Origin of the sequence: Flavobacterium sp. (assembly GCF_041392005.1) — a bacterium.
In the GTDB taxonomy this organism is placed as follows: domain Bacteria; phylum Bacteroidota; class Bacteroidia; order Flavobacteriales; family Flavobacteriaceae; genus Flavobacterium.
On record NZ_JAWKMX010000020.1, the window covers coordinates 1 to 17,414 of the forward strand.

19 protein-coding genes are annotated in these 17,414 nt (G+C 35.8%); 16 read left to right on the forward strand and 3 right to left on the reverse strand.

Annotation, left to right across the window (positions count from 1 at the left end; translation table 11 throughout):
- The 4 genes from rplQ to R2808_RS09210 form a co-directional block, all read left to right on the forward strand.
- Positions 1–346 (forward strand): 50S ribosomal protein L17 (rplQ, locus tag R2808_RS09195; protein WP_371270682.1); only part of this gene is annotated, 346 nt, incomplete at its 5' end.
- 244 nt (positions 347–590) lie between these two features.
- Positions 591–1,700 (forward strand): glutamine-hydrolyzing carbamoyl-phosphate synthase small subunit, encoded by a 1,110-nt coding sequence (carA, locus tag R2808_RS09200; protein WP_371270683.1) that lies wholly within the window; start codon positions 591–593, stop codon positions 1,698–1,700.
- 115 nt (positions 1,701–1,815) lie between these two features.
- On the forward strand, positions 1,816–3,108 hold the full coding sequence (gene eno, locus R2808_RS09205; RefSeq protein ID WP_371270684.1) for a phosphopyruvate hydratase: 1,293 nt from the start codon (positions 1,816–1,818) through the stop codon (positions 3,106–3,108).
- A gap of 148 nt (positions 3,109–3,256) precedes the next feature.
- Positions 3,257–4,540, forward strand: coding sequence for a citrate synthase (locus R2808_RS09210; RefSeq protein WP_371270685.1), 1,284 nt, complete (start codon positions 3,257–3,259; stop codon positions 4,538–4,540).
- Between the two features lie 32 nt (positions 4,541–4,572).
- Here R2808_RS09210 and R2808_RS09215 read toward each other — a convergent pair whose 3' ends face one another.
- The gene (locus R2808_RS09215) at positions 4,573–4,953 is read right to left on the reverse strand and encodes a hypothetical protein (RefSeq protein ID WP_371270686.1); all 381 of its coding nucleotides are present in this window, start codon (positions 4,951–4,953) and stop codon (positions 4,573–4,575) included.
- A gap of 271 nt (positions 4,954–5,224) precedes the next feature.
- Between R2808_RS09215 and R2808_RS09220 the strand changes: the two genes are divergently transcribed.
- The 11 genes from R2808_RS09220 (at position 5,225) to ctlX (ending at position 14,833) form a co-directional block, all read left to right on the forward strand.
- Positions 5,225–5,620: a hypothetical protein gene (locus R2808_RS09220; RefSeq protein ID WP_371270687.1), complete on the forward strand. Its 396-nt coding sequence runs from the start codon at positions 5,225–5,227 to the stop codon at positions 5,618–5,620.
- A 7-nt stretch (positions 5,621–5,627) separates the two neighbouring features.
- Positions 5,628–8,270 (forward strand): PKD domain-containing protein, encoded by a 2,643-nt coding sequence (locus R2808_RS09225; RefSeq protein ID WP_371270688.1) that lies wholly within the window; start codon positions 5,628–5,630, stop codon positions 8,268–8,270.
- A gap of 39 nt (positions 8,271–8,309) precedes the next feature.
- A complete protein-coding gene (locus R2808_RS09230) occupies positions 8,310–9,209 on the forward strand; it encodes a hypothetical protein (RefSeq protein WP_371270689.1) in 900 nt (299 codons plus the stop codon).
- Between the two features lie 167 nt (positions 9,210–9,376).
- The gene (locus tag R2808_RS09235; protein WP_371270690.1) at positions 9,377–9,691 is read left to right on the forward strand and encodes a hypothetical protein; all 315 of its coding nucleotides are present in this window, start codon (positions 9,377–9,379) and stop codon (positions 9,689–9,691) included.
- Positions 9,692–9,750: 59 nt separating this feature from the next.
- Entirely contained in the window at positions 9,751–10,050 is a 300-nt protein-coding gene (locus R2808_RS09240; protein WP_371270691.1) for a hypothetical protein, read from the forward strand.
- Positions 10,051–10,142: 92 nt separating this feature from the next.
- Positions 10,143–11,852 carry a hypothetical protein gene (locus tag R2808_RS09245; RefSeq protein WP_371270692.1) on the forward strand — a complete coding sequence of 570 codons (1,710 nt, stop codon included), beginning with the start codon at positions 10,143–10,145 and terminating at the stop codon, positions 11,850–11,852.
- Between the two features lie 58 nt (positions 11,853–11,910).
- The gene (locus R2808_RS09250; protein ID WP_371270693.1) at positions 11,911–12,165 is read left to right on the forward strand and encodes a hypothetical protein; all 255 of its coding nucleotides are present in this window, start codon (positions 11,911–11,913) and stop codon (positions 12,163–12,165) included.
- 247 nt (positions 12,166–12,412) lie between these two features.
- Positions 12,413–12,598: a hypothetical protein gene (locus R2808_RS09255; RefSeq protein WP_371270694.1), complete on the forward strand. Its 186-nt coding sequence runs from the start codon at positions 12,413–12,415 to the stop codon at positions 12,596–12,598.
- Positions 12,555–12,767: a T9SS type B sorting domain-containing protein gene (locus R2808_RS09260; RefSeq protein ID WP_371270730.1), complete on the forward strand. Its 213-nt coding sequence runs from the start codon at positions 12,555–12,557 to the stop codon at positions 12,765–12,767. The genes R2808_RS09255 and R2808_RS09260 overlap by 44 nt, the downstream gene beginning before the upstream one ends.
- 108 nt (positions 12,768–12,875) lie before the next feature.
- Positions 12,876–13,790, forward strand: coding sequence for a dimethylarginine dimethylaminohydrolase family protein (locus R2808_RS09265; RefSeq protein WP_371270695.1), 915 nt, complete (start codon positions 12,876–12,878; stop codon positions 13,788–13,790).
- Positions 13,791–13,897: 107 nt separating this feature from the next.
- On the forward strand, positions 13,898–14,833 hold the full coding sequence (gene ctlX, locus R2808_RS09270; protein ID WP_371270696.1) for a citrulline utilization hydrolase CtlX: 936 nt from the start codon (positions 13,898–13,900) through the stop codon (positions 14,831–14,833).
- Between the two features lie 9 nt (positions 14,834–14,842).
- Here ctlX and R2808_RS09275 read toward each other — a convergent pair whose 3' ends face one another.
- Positions 14,843–15,472, reverse strand: a complete 630-nt coding sequence (locus tag R2808_RS09275) for a MarC family NAAT transporter (RefSeq protein ID WP_371270697.1) — start codon at positions 15,470–15,472, stop codon at positions 14,843–14,845.
- Between the two features lie 110 nt (positions 15,473–15,582).
- Between R2808_RS09275 and R2808_RS09280 the strand changes: the two genes are divergently transcribed.
- Positions 15,583–15,939: a CoA-binding protein gene (locus tag R2808_RS09280; RefSeq protein ID WP_371270698.1), complete on the forward strand. Its 357-nt coding sequence runs from the start codon at positions 15,583–15,585 to the stop codon at positions 15,937–15,939.
- Here the strand turns inward: R2808_RS09280 and R2808_RS09285 are convergent.
- Complete coding sequence (locus tag R2808_RS09285; protein ID WP_371270699.1) at positions 15,910–17,358, reverse strand: sodium:solute symporter; 1,449 nt, start codon at positions 17,356–17,358, stop codon at positions 15,910–15,912. The genes R2808_RS09280 and R2808_RS09285 overlap by 30 nt on opposite strands.
- Positions 17,359–17,414: the final 56 nt, after the last annotated feature.

A 17,414-nucleotide genomic window follows, 5' to 3' on the forward strand; every position in this document is an offset into this window, starting at 1 on the left:
AGAGCCATTAGTAACAAAATCTAAAGAAGATACTACGCACAACCGTCGTATTGTTTTCTCATACTTACGTAACAAATATGCTGTTACCGAGCTATTTAGAGAAGTTGCTGCTAAAGTAGGCGATCGTCCAGGCGGATACACACGTATCATCAAATTAGGAAATCGTCTTGGTGATAACGCCGATATGGCAATGATAGAACTAGTAGATTTTAACGAAATCTATGGCGGCGGTAAAAAAGAAGTTAAAAAATCTACACGTCGTAGTAGAAGTAAAAAATCAGCAGAAACTGCTGCTCCAGAAGCACCAGCCGCTGAAACTTCAGAAAACACCGAAGCAACCGAATAATTATGAAACTATAATATTCAACATAAAAAAGGATAAACTATTTAGTTTATCCTTTTTTTTATGAGTTATAACTAACTACTATTTGAAGCACATATATAGTTAACACTCAATTTTTGTCGTGCTGTTCGCAGTACGCGGTACTTTGCTACCATCACGGCTATACTTCACGTTCTAATAAAAAACTAATCCAGAATCACGCAATACTAAAACCTAATTTATAAATTTGCAAAAACAACAACACACTATGAAATACACAAACCGTCAACCTGCCGTTTTAGTACTAAAAGATGGTACAATTTTTCACGGAAAATCCATCGGAATCTCAGGTACAACCTTTGGAGAAGTAGCTTTTAACACCGGAACAACAGGTTACCAAGAAATTTTTACCGATCCATCTTATTTCGGACAAATTATGGTTACAACCAATGCACACATTGGCAATTACGGTGTAAATCCTAACGAAGTTGAATCTGATGGAATGAAAATTTCGGGGTTAATTTGTAAAAACTTTAGCTTCAATTATTCGCGCTCTAATTCCGAAGAAAGTTTATTTGATTATTTTCAAAAACAAAATCTTATCGTAGTTTCTGATGTTGATACACGTGCTTTAGTAAGTTACATTCGCGATAATGGAGCAATGAATGCTGTTATTTGTACCGATGGCACACCTATCGAACAACTAAAAGAAAAACTCAATCAAGTTCCTGATATGAATGGTCTTGAACTAGCATCACAAGTTTCTACTAAAGAGCCATACTATTATGGAAATGAAAATGCAACCTATAAAATTGCAGCATTAGATTTGGGTATCAAAACCAATATACTACGTAATCTTGCTGCACGCGATTGCTATATAAAAGTATTTCCTTATAATGCAACATATAACGATTTACAAAGCTTTAATCCCGATGGTTATTTTTTATCAAATGGTCCTGGCGATCCTGCTCCATTAATTTCAGCACAACAAGTAGCTCGCGATATTTTAACTGATAATAAACCAGTTTTTGGTATTTGTTTGGGGCATCAAGTTTTAGCTTTAGCAAATGGCATTCCAACATATAAAATGTTCAACGGACATCGGGGCATTAATCATCCAGTTAAAAATTTAATCAATGGTAAAGGCGAAATTACTTCACAAAATCACGGTTTTGCAGTTTCTAAAGAAGCCTTAGAAAACCATCCCGATTTTGAATTAACGCATGTGCATTTAAATGATGGTACAGTTGCAGGAATGCGAATGAAATCTAAAAATTGTTTTTCTGTGCAATATCATCCCGAAGCAAGTCCTGGTCCACACGATTCGTCTTATTTGTTCGATCAATTCATTCAAAACATAAAAACAGCTAAAAACTAAAACGTTATCGTCAATAAGTTTTTATGTCAATTCCATAAAATAATTTATAGATTTAATAAATTTGTACAACTTTTTTTGAAGGTTTTTAAAAAATTATAATTTAAAATAGTAAAATATGAGTATCATTATTAAAATTCACGCACGTCAAATATTAGATTCAAGAGGAAACCCAACAGTTGAAGTTGATGTAATTACTGAAAATGGAGTTTTGGGTAGAGCTGCTGTGCCAAGCGGTGCTTCTACTGGCGAACACGAAGCGGTTGAATTACGCGATGGTGGTAAAAACTATATGGGTAAAGGCGTGTTAAAAGCCGTAGAAAATGTAAATACTACTATTGCAGCAGAAATTGTTGGAATGTCTGTTTTTGAACAAAACGCTATTGACAAAGCAATGATTGAATTAGATGGTACTCCAAATAAATCAAAATTAGGAGCTAATGCTATTTTAGGTGTTTCTTTGGCAGTAGCAAAAGCGGCAGCTAACGAATTAGGAATGCCATTGTATCGCTATGTAGGTGGTGTTTCGGGTAACACTTTACCTGTTCCAATGATGAACATTATCAACGGAGGTTCACACTCTGATGCGCCAATTGCATTTCAAGAATTTATGATTATGCCTGTTAAAGCTAAAAACTTTACGCATGCCATGCAAATGGGAACCGAAATTTTTCATAACCTTAAAAAAGTATTACACGATCGTAATTTAAGCACAGCAGTAGGTGACGAAGGTGGTTTTGCTCCAACTTTAGCAGGCGGAACAGAAGATGCACTAGATTCAATTAAATTAGCTGTTGAAAAAGCAGGTTATACTTTTGGCGACGATGTTAAAATTGCTTTAGATTGTGCTTCTGCCGAATTTTATGTTGATGGAAAATACGATTATACGAAATTTGAAGGCGATAAAGGAAAAGTTAGAACTTCCGCTGAACAGGCAGAATATTTAGCCGAATTGACTCAAAAATATCCAATTGTTTCTATTGAAGATGGTATGGATGAAAATGACTGGGAAGGTTGGAAAATGCTAACCGATAAAATAGGAAACAAAGTACAATTAGTTGGCGATGATTTATTTGTAACCAATGTTGAACGTTTATCTCGCGGTATTAAAGAAGGAATTGCCAATTCAATATTAATTAAGGTAAATCAAATAGGTACATTGTCGGAAACTATTGCAGCTGTAAATATGGCACATAATGCAGGTTATACTTCAGTAATGAGCCATCGTTCTGGAGAAACCGAAGATAATACCATTGCCGATTTAGCTGTAGCTCTAAATTGCGGACAAATTAAAACAGGTTCGGCTTCACGTTCTGATCGTATGGCAAAATACAACCAGTTATTACGTATCGAAGAAGAATTAGGCGAAGTTGCTTATTTTCCTCAAGAAAAAGCTTTTAAAGTAAAGTAATAAAACACAATTTAAAATAAAACCCAACTTTAATTAGTTGGGTTTTTTTATGGTTAATTATTAAGTATAAATTAACGCCTGTTTCTTTAAAAATCGATAAATATTTAGTAACTTCGCAACGTTTCATTAAATAAAATATAAAAAATATATGTCAAAAACTGCAATATTAGAATTAGATGGCACTAAATATGAATTTCCTGTAATAGTAGGAACCGAAAATGAAGTAGCTATTGATGTGGCAAAATTGCGTGGAGCAACTGGAGCCATTACAATTGATCCTGGATATAAAAATACAGGTTCTTGTACAAGTGAAATTACTTTTTTAGATGGAGAAGAAGGAATATTACGTTACCGCGGATATGCCATTGAAGATTTAGCCGAAAAAGCAAATTTTCTTGAAGTTTCTTATCTTTTAGTTTTTGGAGAATTGCCTACAGCATCGCAGTTAGAAAAATTTGAAAATGATATACGAAAACATACATTGGTTAATGAAGAAATGAAAAACATCATTGATGGTTTTCCTAAAACAGCTCATCCTATGGGTGTTTTAGCGTCGTTAACAAGTGCATTAACAGCATTTAATCCAAAATCGGTTAATGTTGATAATGAAAAAGAAATGTATGATGCAGTTTGTAAAACTATGGCAAAGTTCTTAGTTATTGCAACGTGGACATACAGAAAACGCATGGGGTATCCAATGAATTACTATGATAATTCTAAAGGATATGTAGAAAATTTTATGCGTTTAATGTTTGAATTGCCAACAGGTTCTTACAAAGCCGACGCAAGAGTAGTAGAAGCATTAGATAAATTGTTTATACTTCATGCAGATCATGAGCAAAATTGTTCTACATCAACGGTACGAATTGTAGGCTCTTCACACGCAGGTTTATTTGCTTCAATTTCTGCAGGAGTTTCAGCACTTTGGGGGCCACTACACGGTGGCGCTAACCAAGCGGTTTTAGAAATGCTACAAGAAATTCACGATAATGGTGGCGATGTGGCTAAATATGTTTTGAAAGCTAAAGATAAAGACGATTCGTTCCGATTAATGGGCTTTGGTCATCGTGTTTATAAAAACTTCGATCCAAGAGCAACTATTATTAAAAAAGCAGCCGATGATGTTTTAAATGCTCTAGGAGTTGATGATCCACTTTTAGATATTGCGAAGCAGTTAGAAAAAGTTGCCTTAGAAGACGAGTATTTTAAATCAAGAAATTTATATCCAAACGTAGATTTTTACTCTGGAATTATTTACCGTGCTATGGGAATTCCTGTAGAAATGTTTACGGTTTTATTTGCTATTGGTCGTTTACCAGGTTGGATTGCACAATGGAAAGAAATGCGATTAAATGGGGAGCCAATTGGCCGTCCACGACAAGTGTATACAGGGCATACACTTCGACAATTTAACGAAATCAGTAATAGATAATGATTAAAAATCCGCATTAAGCGGATTTTTTATTACGATTCGTTTTCAGGTTTTTTATTTTCTGCTGTTGTTTCTTCCGAAGTTAAATCATTCCATTTGTCTTCTGCTTGCTCCATCAAATCAGCAGAAACTTCTTTAGCTTGATCGGCTTTTTCTTCAACCCAATCTTGCGCTTGGTCCAATTTTTCTTTTGCCGAAGCTTTAGCTTCTTCAAATTTTTCCGAAAGTTTCATTTCTTCTACTTTTTGAGAAACAGTTTCGGAAAATTCGCTTGTTTTTTCTTTTACATCAGCAGCTAATTCTTCTGCTTTGTCCATTGCTTTATCTGCAAATTCGCTTACTTCTTCCGAAGCTTCGTTTGCTATTTTTTTGGCTTTGCCAAACAAATTGTTAAAAAAGTTAGATACTCCCATAATTTTTAAATTTTGCCAAAAGTATAAAAAAATAAGAACGGTTGGTCATTTTATCTTATAAAATTGCGCAATAATTGAAATTATTTTTGTTAAAATTATGAATAAATAATAATGTTGTAACAGTAATTTTGAGTTTTTTAATCAAAAAATGTTTGTATGTATAGAAAATTACTATAAAAATGTGTTATTTTGTTGTTAAGTATTTAAAATATAATTTTTATTTATTACATTCGAAAAATAATATTATACAAATAACCTAAAATCTATACTAATGAAAACGAAAACACTTTTTTTGTGTGGAATTATTTTTTTACTATTTACTTCAGTAAATTTAATAGCTCAAAATAGTAAAGAATACAATTTGCCACCTGGTTATAAAATACATCCTAAAAAGGAAATTATCGATTTGTCTTACAAAATAGATGAAAATAATAAAAATGAAGTGTTTTATTCGCAAGATGATTTGCTTTTTTTAAAGAACCTATCAGACGTAGAATTAGAAAATTTAAAATCTGAATTACCAGACTATTATAATTACATTCAAAGCGGTAAGGCTTTTATTAATTCGCTTTCTCAAAAGGTAAAAAATATTTATACAACAAATGAGTTGTGGTATATTTATGCTTTCGATAAAAAACTAGCTACTACTATTTCGGTATTAAAATAATATGTTTATGAAAAAAAAATACACCTACTACTTAATAATTTTATTTTTTGGATATATAAGTTACGCACAAAATTACACTATGTCTAACGGAGCTAATGGTACAACTAGTACATGTTCGGGTACGTTTAAAGATAATGGTAATAACGGTGTTTACAGTAGTAATCAAAATAGTACCATTACTTTTTGTCCTTCTACACCAGGCACAGCAATAATGTTAACATTTACTCAATTTAATACAGAAGAGAGCTATGATGTTTTAGAAGTTTTTCAAGGCAATTCTGCTACAGGAACACCGTCAGATGTATTAACAGGCAGTTTAACTACTCCTTTTACATTAGTATCAAATAGCCCAGACGGATGTATATCGTTTCATTTTGAGTCAGATAGTAGCGTTACATATAGCGGTTGGTCGGCTACTATTTCTTGTATAGAACCGTGTACGCCTCCTATAGCACAACTAAACGACACATCTACGGTATATATTTGTTCTCCAAATGCCGAAAACCCAGGAAATACTACGGTTTCTTTTGATGCTTCGCCTTCGTATTCTCCAGTAGGAAATACTATTTCATCTTATGAATGGGATTGGGGCGACGGAACAACTACCACAACTACTTCAGCTACTACAACGCATACTTTTCCAACTTCTGGAATTTATAATGTATATTTAACGGTATATGATGATAATCCTGTAGGTTGTAGTAGTACAAATTCTATGACCCAAGCCATAAAAGTTTTACCAGATATTAGTTTTACAGGTACTTCTTCAACATTAAATATTGGTTGTGGCGATTCTGCTACTTTAACAGGTGTAGCAACCTCACAAGCTATAATTGAGCCTGCGCCAGCTTATGCAGGTGGTACAGTTTCTTTACCCGATGGCTCTGGCGTTAATTATTCTTCTACTCTAGATTTTAATGGGTATTTCCCTTCAGGAGCTACAATGACATCGGGTTGTTACCCAACCTTAACATTTGATTTGGAGCATTCCTTTTCTGGAGATTTACAGATTACACTAATAGCACCAACAGGACAATCGGTTATGGTTTTTAACCAACACGGCGGAGGTAATAATTTTGGAACATGTTCCAATGGTGCAGATAATGGTGTTCCAGGTTGTACAGCTCATTATACGGTGGTTAATTCTGGGGGTGTTGCTTGGACTGCTGCAGGAGTAACCACTACAACAACAAGTACTTGTGCAACATATTCTGGTGCTTGCGAAACTGGAGGTAATTATATTGCACAAACCTATAATTCTACAAATCCTTTTACGGCTTTAAATGGTGCTGCTTTAAATGGTGTTTGGACACTACAAATTAGAGATAATTTAACTTGGGACGATGGTTTTATTAGTGGATGGTCATTATCATTTCCTACATCATGCTATGGAACTATCGATTATGAATCTCCAGACGTTGTAGCTTTGCAATGGAGTGCTTCAGGTTCAGCACCGGCATTACCAACTCAAACAACTTCTTCTACTTCTGTAACAGACCCAGGGCCTATATCTTGTTCTTCTTGCGTGGGTACTCAAATGACAAATTCGCCAACGGTAGGGCCATTTAATACAACTGGTACATATACTTATACATTAACAGCAACAGATGAATATGGTTGTGAGTTTACTCAAGATGTAACGGTTAATGTTAGTTGTAGCTGTCTTTTAACTTTAGATTCAGGAAATACTTCTCAAACAATTTGTGAAGGAGATGCAATAACAAATATAGTGTATGAATTCGGAGGTGATGCAACAGGTGTTACTATAACAGGCCTACCAACAGGGGTAAGCTATTCTACAAGTGGTAATTTTGTAACAATAAGTGGAACACCTTCTGTAACAGGAGTTTTTAGTTATGCCGTGACTACTGTTGGTTGTGTAACTAATTTGACTGAAAATGGTACAATAACTATAAATACTCAAACAGTTCCAATGTTTACTCAGCTAGGACCATTTTGTCAAAATGCTATTCCTTCATCATTACCTAGCTCTTCAAATAATAGTATTTCAGGAACATGGTCTCCTGCCACAATTGATACATCATCTTCAGGAACTACTACTTACAATTTTACACCTAATTCTGGTCAATGTGCAACAGCTACGACAATGGATATTACTATTGGAGCAATACCAGTTCCTACGATAAGCACCACACCACCAAGTTGTAGTGCAGATGGCAGTAGTACGATAAGCAATTACGACCCAATGTTCACGTATGCCTTTATGCCAAATGATGGTACGAGTGTTGGTGCAGGCGGTGTAATTAGCGGAATGGTTATTGGCACAAGTTACACGGTAACAGCAAGCAATGGCAGTTGTACATCGGGTTCATCTTTAAGTTTCAGCAATGCTGCGATGTTAACAACTCCAGACGTTCCTACGATAAGCACCACACCACCAAGTTGTAGTGCAGATGGCAGTAGTACGATAAGCAATTACGACCCAATGTTCACGTATTCCTTTATGCCAAATGATGGTACGAGTGTTGGTGCAGGCGGTGTAATTAGCCAGACCGTTCAGCAGCACAAGTTACACGGTAACAGCAAGCAATGGCAGTTGTACATCGGGTTCATCATTAAGTTTCAACAATGCTGCGATGTTAACAACTCCAGACGTTCCAACCGCCAGCACCACACCACCAAGTTGTAGTGCAGATGGCAGTAGTACGATAAAGACAATTACGACCCAATGTTCACGTATTCCTTTATGCCAAATGATGGTACGAGTGTTGGTGCAGGCGGTGTAATTAGCGGAATGGTTATTGGCACAAGTTACACGGTAACAGCAAGCAATGGCAGTTGTACATCGGGTTCATCATTAAGTTTCAGCAATGCTGCGATGTTAACAACTCCAGACGTTCCTACGATAAGCACCACACCACCAAGTTGTAGTGCAGATGGCAGTAGTACAATAAGCAATTACGATCCAATGTTCACGTATGCCTTTATGCCAAATGATGGTACGAGTGTTGGTGCAGGCGGTGTAATTAGCGGAATGGTTATTGGCACAAGTTACACGGTAACAGCAAGCAATGGCAGTTGTACATCGGGTTCATCATTAAGTTTCAGCAATGCTGCGATGTTAACAACTCCAGACGTTCCAACCATAAGCACCACACCACCAAGTTGTAGTGCAGATGGCAGTAGTACGATAAGCAATTACGACCCAATGTTCACGTATGCCTTTATGCCAAATGATGGTACGAGTGTTGGTGCAGGCGGTGTAATTAGCGGAATGGTTATTGGCACAAGTTACACGGTAACAGCAAGCAATGGCAGTTGTACATCGGGTTCATCATTAAGTTTCAGCAATGCTGCGATGTTAACAACTCCAGACGTTCCAACCATAAGCACCACACCACCAAGTTGTAGTGCAGATGGCAGTAGTACGATAAGCAATTACGACCCAATGTTCACGTATTCCTTTATGCCAAATGATGGTACGAGTGTTGGTGCAGGCGGTGTAATTAGCGGGATGGTTGTTGGCACAAGTTACACGGTAACAGCAAGCAATGGCAGTTGTACATCAGGTTCATCATTAAGTTTCAGCAACGCTGCGATGTTAACAACTCCAGACGTTCTACGATAAGCACCACACCACAAGTTGTAGTGCAGATGGCAGTAGTACAATAAGCAATTACGATCCAATGTTCACGTATGCCTTTATGCCAAATGATGGTACAGTGTTGGTGCGAGCGGTGTAATTAGCGGAATGGTTATTGGCACAAGTTCCACAGTAACAGCAAGCAATGGCAGTTGTACATCGGGTTCATCATTAAGTTTCAGCCCAATGCTGCGATGTTAACAACTCCAGACGTTCCAACCATAAGCACCACACCACCAAGTTGTAGTGCAGATGGCAGTAGTACGATAAGCAATTACGACCCAATGTTCACGTATGCCTTTATGCCAAATGATGGTACGAGTGTTGGTGCAGGCGGTGTAATTAGCGGAATGGTTATTGGCACAAGTTACACGGTAACAGCAAGCAATGGCAGTTGTACATCAGCGTTCATCATTAAGTTTCAGCAACGCTGCGATGTTGCACAACTCCAGACGTTCCAACCATAAGCACCACACCACCAAGTTGTAGTGCAGAAGGCAGTAGTACGATAAGCAATTACGACTCAATGTTCACGTATGCGTTTACACCAAACGATGGTACGAGTGTTGGCGCAGGCGGTGTAATTAGCGGAATGGTTATTGGCACAAGTTACACGGTAACAGCAAGCAATGGCAGTTGTACATCGGGTTCATCATTAAGTTTCAGCAACGCTGCGATGTTAACAACTCCAGACGTTCCAACCATAAGCACCACACCACCAAGTTGTAGTGCAGAAGGCAGTAGTACGATAAGCAATTACGACCCAATGTTCACGTATGCCTTTATGCCAAATGATGGTACGAGAGTGTTGGTGCAGGCGGTGTAATAGCGGAATGATTTATTGGCACAAGTTACACGGTAACAGCAAGCAATGGCAGTTGTACATCGGGTTCATCATTAAGTTTCAGCAATGCTGCGATGTTAACAACTCCAGACGTTCCAACCATAAGCACCACACCACCAAGTTGTAGTGCAGAAGGCAGTAGTACGATAAGCAATTACGACCCAATGTTCACGTATTCCTTTATGCCAAATGATGGTACGAGTGTTGGTGCAGGCGGTGTAATTAGCGGAATGGTTATTGGCACAAGTTACACGGTAACAGCAAGCAATGGCAGTTGTACATCGGGTTCATCATTAAGTTTCAGCAATGCTGCGATGTTAACAACGCCAGACGTTCCTACGATAACCACCACACCACCAAGCTGTAGTGCAAACGGCAGTAGCATGATAAATAATTATGACCCAATGCTCACGTATGCTTTTACACCAAACGATGGCACGAGTGTTGGCGCAGGCGGTGTAATCAGCGGAATGGTTATTGGTACAAGTTACACCGTAACAGCAAGCAATGGCAGTTGTACATCGGGTTCATCTTTAAGTTTCAGCAATGCTGCGATGTTGGCATCTCCAATATTTACAAGTATCACAAGTAATACGCCTATTTGCGAAGGAAGTGATGCTATATTTTATATAAGTGGAACATCGGGAGCTACTGTATATTATTCAGAAAATGGAGGAGCTACCCAAACAATTGTATTAAACTCATCTGGAAATGCAGTCTTAACTTTGAACGCAGCTCTTTCTGATCAAACAATAGCATTATCAAATATTGTTTTAGGATCTTGTAATACAATACTAAACATATCTACTACTGTAGAGGTTACATACATGTCAGCTTCTATAAATTATGATAATCCAAGTTATTGTCAAGATTATGGAAATGTATCGGTTAACTTTTCAGGAGATACAGGAGGTGTTTTTAGTGCTTCGCCTTCTGGTTTAGCTATTGATTCTATAACTGGAGAAATTAATACTACAGCTAGTTTAGTTGGAATTTATACTGTAAGTTATACTTTGCCTGACAATTCGCCTTGTGTTAATCCTTTCGTTTCAACGGTTTTAGAGATAGAAGGTATTCCCGCCATTACATCAATAGATTATGATGCTATATGCGATGGTGATTTGGCAAATATTTTGGTAAACATGAACAACGCTACAGGTTTTCAGTGGCAAGCCACTTTAACGAATGTTACTTATGGTGGTTTTACAAGCGGGAATGAGACAGATATTAATCAAATAGCTACTTTAACAGATCCGTTACAACAAGGTTCTATTACTTTTTCGATTTTACCAATTTTAACGGGAGGTAATTGTTCAGGCTCACCTGAAACTATTATAGTTTATGTTAACCCAGTGCCTGTTATAACAGATATAACAATTACACCAGGTACGGCATCTGTTTGTTCGGGCGAATCGGTTACTTTTACGGTTTCGGGCGACCCGAGTGGTATAACGTATAACTGGACAGCGGTATTAAACGGCGTTAGTGTTGTAGATGGTATTACTAGTGGAACCACTACTACTGGAATAGTTACCTTAACAGTTGCTAGTACAAACAATACTGCAGGAGATTTTTATGTAAGCTTTACGCCACAAATAGGTTCATGTGTAGGTTTACCAGAGGATAGTGATAGCGTAACGGTTAATCCTATTCCAGGTTCTGTTATTCCATCTGTTTATACAATTTGTAGCGAAACTAGTTTAGCTGATGTGTTTGACATTCAATTAGATTTTCCAAGTAGTAGCCAATACAGGGTAGAAGTGGTTTGTTATAGATGCAAGTAACAATGTAAGCGGATATTCAGATGGTAGTTTAAGTCGCCGCCTCCGTTTGTAATTCCCGATGGCCATTATCGGTAAATGGCGACTCACAAGGTTATGGTATAGAATTTGGACAGTTTCGCCATCGGGCTGTAGAGGCGAATATGAAGATTTTACGGTTTATGTAAACCCTATTCCAAGCCCTACAATAGAAGATGGTTCGTTGTGTATAGACGATTTAGGCAATGTGTTCCAAACATATTGGTTACAAGCTACAGGTAATTACCCAGTACAGGCAATTATGAGTTTGTTTGGTACGATGCAAACGATGCAGTAGTAGCTATAACTACGGTTCCACAGTTAGAGGTAGCTTACAACGGGTAGTTATTATGTTTTAGTAACCAATTTAGACACAACCTGCGGGCGTATCGAACAGCAGTTGTAAACGAAACAACACCAGCTACTATTGTAACAGCAACGGTTACCGATTATTTTCAGATAATGCTACGGTTGTAGTAAATGTTTCAGGCGGATCAGGTACATTACAATACCAATTAGATGATAGTGGGTATCAAGATAGTAATGTGTTTACCAATGTAAGCACAGGCGACCACACCATAACGGTAATAGACACGCAAGGTTGTACGTTTTTAGAAACTACGGTTCGCGTTATAGATTATCCTAAGTTTTACACCCAATGGCGATGGTTACAACGATACTTGGAATATAGCTGGATTAAACCAGCCCGAGGCAAAACTGTATATTTTTGACCGTTATGGCAAGTTACTAAAACAACTAAGCGCTACCGACGATTCGCTAGGTTGGGACGGAACATTTAACGGACAACTAATGCCATCTACCGATTATTGGTTCTCGTTAGAATATACAGAAAACAACGTGGCTAAAGAATTTAAAGCTCATTTTTCTTTGAAACGATAATTTAATAAAGATTAAAACTAAAAACGCCACTTATTAAGTGGCGTTTTTAGTTTTAACAAAATATAAAAATCCGTTTAGGTTTTTCTATCTTTGTCAAAACCAAAAATTATGTTGCAATTAAATGTAAAAAACGAAACTTCAAGATTACGAGCTGTAGTATTAGGAATAGCAAAAAGTAATGGCCCTACACCTACAATAGAAGAAGCTTACGACCCAAAATCGTTAGAACATATAAAAGCTGGCACCTATCCAATAGAAAAAGATATGGTGGCAGAAATGGAAAGTTTTAATAAAATATTTCAAAAATATGATGTAGAAGTTTTTCGTCCGGAAGTGATTGAAAATTATAATCAAATCTTTTCTCGCGATATAGGTTTTGTTATTGACGACATTTTTATAAAGGCTAATATTTTACCCGATAGAGAAAGAGAGCTCGACGCTATTCAATATGTAATTGATAAGATAGATACTAAAAAAGTGGTGCGTCCACCAGAAGAAGTACACATAGAAGGTGGTGATGTTATGCTTTGGAACGACTATATTTTTATAGGAACTTACAAAGGCTCAGATTATAAAGATTATTTAACAGCCCGAACCAACATGCAAGGCGTTCAGTATATAAAAGATTTGTTCCCTCATAAAATTGTAAAAGAATTCGATTTGGTAAAATCTAAAATTGAACCACGCGATAATGCGCTACATCTCGATTGTTGTTTTCAACCTGTTGGTACCAATAAAGGAATTATTTACAAAAGTGGTTTCCGTGAAGAAGCCGATTATATGTATTTAGTTAATTTATTTGGAAAGGAAAATTTGTTTCACATCGAAAGAGAAGAAATGTACCACATGAATTCTAATGTATTTTCAATTGCGCCAGACGTAGTGGTTTCCGAAAAGAATTTTACCCGATTAAATAATTGGCTTCGCCAAAACGGATTTACAGTAGAAGAAATTCCGTATGCCGAAATAGCCAAACAAGAAGGACTTTTACGTTGTTCAACTCTACCTTTAATTCGTGATTAAAAAAATGTTTCAGATTCTAATTTTCATGTTAAAAATAAGAACTTGAAACTAAGAAAACTTGACTGGAGCAAAGCGACTGAACGAAGTTAAACTAAAAAACATAAAAAATGAACCAAACCACCAATACCATATTAATGATTCGTCCGGTAGCTTTCCGTATGAACGAACAAACAGCCGTTAACAATTATTACCAAAAAGTTTTAGACGATTTATTACCAGCCACTGTAAATACAAAAGCACAAGCCGAATTTGATGCATATGTAGAAAAATTGCGTAGTGTTGGAATTAATGTAATAGTAGTTGATGATACTTTAGAACCCGACACACCCGATAGTGTTTTTCCAAACAATTGGATTTCGTTTCACGAAAGTGGCGATGTAGTTTTGTATCCAATGTTTGCCGAAAATCGTCGTTTAGAACGTAGAGAAGATGTTTTAGATATTCTGGAAGAAAAAGGTTTCCAAGTAAATGATATTATGGATTATACCTCTGCCGAAGAAGATAATATTTTTCTTGAAGGAACAGGAAGTATTATTCTTGATAGAGAAAACGAAAAAGCCTATTGTGCACTTTCTCCAAGAGCCGATGAAGAATTGTTTATAGAATTTTGCGAAGATTTTGAATATACACCTATTATTTTTGAAGCTTTTCAAACTGTAAATGGAGAAAGAAAACATATTTATCATACTAATGTAATGATGTGTATTGCCGAAACGTTTGCAGTAATTTGTGCCGATTGCATTGACGACAAAGCCGAACGTAAAATGGTATTAAATAATTTAAGAGAAAACGGCAAAGAAATTATTTTAATTACGGAAAATCAAGTTAATAACTTTGCAGGAAACATGCTACAGGTTCGTGGTGCTAACGACGAATTATTTTTAGTAATGAGCAATGCGGCTTATCAAAGTTTAACAAAAGAACAAATTTTAAAAATTGAAAAACATTGCAAAATTCTGTATGCCAGTTTAGATATTATAGAAGCTTGCGGTGGTGGAAGCGCGCGCTGTATGATGGCAGAAGTTTTCTTACCAAAAGCGTAATTTTTTATTTTACAACTGAAACTTTAAAACATTAACAATTGCACTTATTATATATTGTATGCCGATAGCAATTACAATAAAACCAATAATTCTAGAAATAGCTACAATGCCTGATGCACCTAGTATTTTTGATAAATAATGAGCACTTTTTAAAATTAAAAATATGCTTAAAGCAACGGTTAAAATAGCCAAACAACAAATAGCTTTTTGAGAAAAATCAGGATGCTCTTGGTACAAAGCAATTAAAAGCGATATAGAACCTGGCCCAGCAAGCATAGGAATAGCTAAAGGCGAAAGGGCAATATCGTTTCGGTGCATAGCATCGTCGGCCACTTTTTTGTTTACGCCACGGCGTTTGCTAAAATTTCCTGTAAGCAAAGCAAAACCAGAGTTTACAATAATTAATCCGCCCGCAATACGGAGTGCATCAATACTAATCCCAAAAAAATTTAAAACATACTCGCCAATAAAATACGAAATCATTAAAATAATAAATACATTAATGGCAGTCCATAACGAAATTCTATTGCGTTCAGCTTTGGAATCGTCTTGTGTTAATCCTACAAAAATAGGAACTGCCCCAAGTGGATTAATTACCGAAAATAAAGCAGCAAAAATGTAAATAAATAATGTTAGCATTGTTTTTTTTGCAAAGGTAGAAATTCAATACTTTTAACCGTATTAAAATTGCGTTATTTTATAGTTATATGCGTAGATATTTTTGTTAACTTTATAAAAAATATAAGCAGATGAAAACACTAGTATTAGGGGCAACAACTAATAAAGATAGATATGCCTACAAAGCTATTCACAATTTAGTAGGAAAAAGCCATCAAGTTGTAGCAATTGGTGCCAAAAAAGGTATGGCACTCGATGTTCCTATAGAAACAGAAAAAATACATTTTTTAGGAATCGATACGGTTACACTGTACCTTAATCCAGAACGCCAAAAAGAGTATTACGAGTATATTATTTCCCTTCAACCACGTCGGGTAATTTTCAACCCTGGAACCGAAAACCCAGAATTTTATAGTATTTTAAAAGAAAATAACATAGAAGTTGAAGTTGCATGTACTTTAGTTTTGTTGGCTACGAATCAATATTAAGCCTATAAATGTAAGTAGTCCGTTTACAATTAATATTTCGAAACCAAATTCAAACCCAAACCAAGTTTTACTGTTACTATTTAATACTAATGAAACAACAACAGCTGCAATTGCAATAAAAGGACTTAATTTATCTTTAATACGCCATTTGGTAAACAATCCAAAAGCAAAAAGTCCTAAAAGTGGTCCATAGGTAAATCCGGCATATTTTAATACTTTATCAATTATACTTTTATCGGAAAAACCATATTTAAAAAATAGAATTACTAAGATAGAAACAATTACAAAATAAAAGTGAACACGTTTTCTAATTTTTACTTGTTCTCTTTCGGTATGTTTTGTTTCAATATCTAAAATATCAACGCAAAAACTAGTAGTTAACGATGTTAAAGCACTGTCGGCACTAGAGTATGCGGCAGCAATTAATCCTAAAATAAAACTAAAAGCTACAATAATACCTAAATGGTTATTGGCTAAAATAGGGAATAAGTTATCGCCATGAGCATCAATGCCATTTTTTATAGCATACTCGGTAAACAACAAGCCCATAATTAAGAAAAAGAAATTAACAATTGTAAGTACTATAGTAAACCAAAACATATTTTTTTGCGCATCTTTTAAACTTCGGCAGGTTAAGTTTTTCTGCATCATATCTTGGTCTAATCCTGTCATAACAATTGCAATAAAAGCACCTGCAAAAAACTGTTTCCAAAAGTAACGAGGCGAACTAACATTGTCTAAAAATATAATTTTTGAAAATTTGCTTTCGGCTATATAATTTGAAAAATTAGAAATATTTAATCCTAAATCTACCGAAACTACATAAATACAAATTCCAACTGCAATAAGCATAAAAAGCGTTTGCAAAGTATCGGTCCAAATAATGGTTTTAATACCCGTTTTAAAGGTGTAAAGCCAAATAAGAAAAATAGTAGCCGAAACGGTAACCCAAAAAGGAATGCCAAGTGGATCAAACACTAAAATTTGCAAAACATTTGCTACTAAAAGTAAGCGTAAATTAGAACCAACAGTTCTAGAAATTAAAAAAAACCAAGCACCCGTTTTATACGAATAGTTGCCAAAACGTTCCTTTAAATAAGTGTAAATAGTGGTTAAGTTTAATTTGTAGTATAAAGGAAGTAATATTGTGCCAATAACCAAATAACCTAATATATAACCCAAGACAATTTGAAAATAAGCAAATTGTGAAGCTTCAACTTTTCCCGGAACCGAAATAAAAGTTACACCCGAAAGCGATGAGCCAATCATACCAAATGCTACCAAATACCAAGGCGATTGTTTGTTTGCTTTAAAAAAAGAGTCGTTGTTTGAAATTTCATTTCTTCCTACAAAATAGGAAAGAATAAATAACGCAATAAAGTAAGAAATTATCAATAACAATATAGAAATTGGTTGCATAGGTATAACTTTTCCACAAAGATATAAGAATAAATTTTACAAATTGTTTGTATTTT